The 516-nt window shown below is 30.6% G+C and carries 1 pseudogene; it reads left to right on the top strand.

The features are described 5' to 3' along the window. Positions 1–137: 137 nt before the first annotated feature. A pseudogene (locus tag SB717_RS33500) lies at positions 138–516 on the top strand (hypothetical protein); the annotation flags it as partial.

Here is a 516-nt window from a genome sequence, read left to right as displayed (position 1 = left end):
AGGCAGATGGATACCAGCACATTACCGTACAGGTACTGTGGTTAACGCACATTGCGTTGCATAGTTGAAAATAAAAAAGAAGCTATTTAAAAATAGCTTCTTTTTTATTTTCTGTGTTGATTAGGAAAAAAGGAAGGGTGTTATCTATTATTGCTTCGTTTATAGAGAACAAAAAAATAAAATTAAAACGTCGTAAATCAGAGAAAAAAGTAAAGTATATTCTTGAAATAGAAAAGTTATGGGAAAGTTATGTGCTTGCGGATTGTTCAGAATATGCATTTGATCGGTTGTTAAAGAGATTAGATTTTGTAATAAAGAAAAAATCTAAGATATGTGAACGTAAGTGGATGAAAATGAAAATAACGGCAGATGAGTTCGAAAGTGTTTTTTATGAGGCTATTTGGAAACTTTGCGATGGAAATGATGAAAACATTGGATATACTTCTTATGGAGTATATTATTTTTACGAAACATTGGAGCTTGTGTTAGAAAGAAGAGAAATTGATTTAGTTAGGA

The organism is Priestia sp. SIMBA_032 (genome assembly GCF_046535215.1).
Lineage (GTDB): Bacteria > Bacillota > Bacilli > Bacillales > Bacillaceae_H > Priestia > Priestia aryabhattai.
The sequence above is the reverse complement of the archived record's forward strand: the minus strand, read 5'-3'. Positions and strand labels throughout refer to the sequence as shown.